This is a genomic window from Solibacillus faecavium (assembly GCF_014836905.1).
In the GTDB taxonomy this organism is placed as follows: domain Bacteria; phylum Bacillota; class Bacilli; order Bacillales_A; family Planococcaceae; genus Solibacillus; species Solibacillus faecavium.
On record NZ_JACSPZ010000019.1, the window covers coordinates 1,457 to 3,107 of the forward strand.

Below are 1,651 nucleotides of genomic sequence, written 5' to 3' on the forward strand. Positions count from 1 at the left end.
AGTATGCGGATTTGCCTACATACACGCCTTACTGCTTGAACACGCGCAACCAACGGCGTGCTTACCCTATCCTACTGCGTCCCCCCATTTCTCAAACGGTGAGGAGGTGGTACAGGAATATCAACCTGTTGTCCATCGCCTACGCCTATCGGCCTCGGCTTAGGTCCCGACTAACCCTGAGCGGACGAGCCTTCCTCAGGAAACCTTAGTCATACGGTGCATGGGATTCTCACCCATGTTTCGCTACTCATACCGGCATTCTCACTTCTAATCGCTCCACCAGTCCTTCCGGTCTGACTTCAACGCTATTAGAACGCTCTCCTACCACGCATACTCAAAGTATGCATCCACAGCTTCGGTGAATCGTTTAGCCCCGATACATTTTCGGCGCAGCGTCACTCGACCAGTGAGCTATTACGCACTCTTTAAATGATGGCTGCTTCTAAGCCAACATCCTGGTTGTCTAAGCAACGCCACATCCTTTTCCACTTAACGATTACTTGGGGACCTTAGCTGGTGGTCTGGGCTGTTTCCCTCTTGACTACGGATCTTATCACTCGCAGTCTGACTCCCGTGTATAAATATCCGGCATTCGGAGTTTGTCTGAATTCGGTAAAGCGAGATGCCCCCCTAGTCCAAACAGTGCTCTACCTCCGGTATTCTCAATCACGAGGCTAGCCCTAAAGCTATTTCGGAGAGAACCAGCTATCTCCAGGTTCGATTGGAATTTCTCCGCTACCCACACCTCATCCCCGCACTTTTCAACGTGCGTGGGTTCGGGCCTCCAGTGAGTGTTACCTCACCTTCACCCTGGACATGGGTAGATCACCTGGTTTCGGGTCTACGACCACGTACTAATTCGCCCTATTCAGACTCGCTTTCGCTGCGGCTCCGTCTTCTCAACTTAACCTCGCACGTAATCGTAACTCGCCGGTTCATTCTACAAAAGGCACGCTATCACCCATTAACGGGCTCTAACTACTTGTAGGCACACGGTTTCAGGATCTATTTCACTCCCCTTCCGGGGTGCTTTTCACCTTTCCCTCACGGTACTGGTTCACTATCGGTCACTAGGTAGTATTTAGCCTTGGGAGATGGTCCTCCCGGATTCCGACGGAATTTCACGTGTTCCGCCGTACTCAGGATACACTCTGGAGGGAATGAACTTTTGACTACAGGGCTTTTACCTTGTTTCGCGGACCTTTCCAAGTCGCTTCGTCTAACTCATTCTTTTGTAACTCCGTATAGAGTGTCCTACAACCCCAAAGAGCAAGCTCTTTGGTTTGGGCTCTTCCCGTTTCGCTCGCCGCTACTCAGGGAATCGAATTTTCTTTCTGTTCCTGCAGGTACTTAGATGTTTCAGTTCCCTGCGTCTGTCCTCATCACGCTATGTATTCACGTGTAGATACTATCCGATTAAAGATAGTGGGTTCCCCCATTCGGAAATCCCCGGATCAAAGCTTACTTACAGCTCCCCGAGGCATATCGGTGTTAGTGCCGTCCTTCATCGACTCCTAGTGCCAAGGCATCCACCGTGCGCCCTTATTAACTTAACCAAAAGTTAACACTTAGATAAAATCTAAGATTTAAGTTTACACGTCAATTGCTTGACTTGTTACATTTCTATAAAATAGAAATTTGTTTTATTGCT

General features: G+C 49.1%; 1 rRNA gene (only partly in view). It reads right to left on the reverse strand.

What is annotated here, in order from left to right:
- Nucleotides 1–1,556 (reverse strand): 23S ribosomal RNA (locus tag H9635_RS19030); it reaches 1,442 nt to the left of the window's first position.
- Between the last annotated feature and the right edge of the window lie 95 nt (nucleotides 1,557–1,651).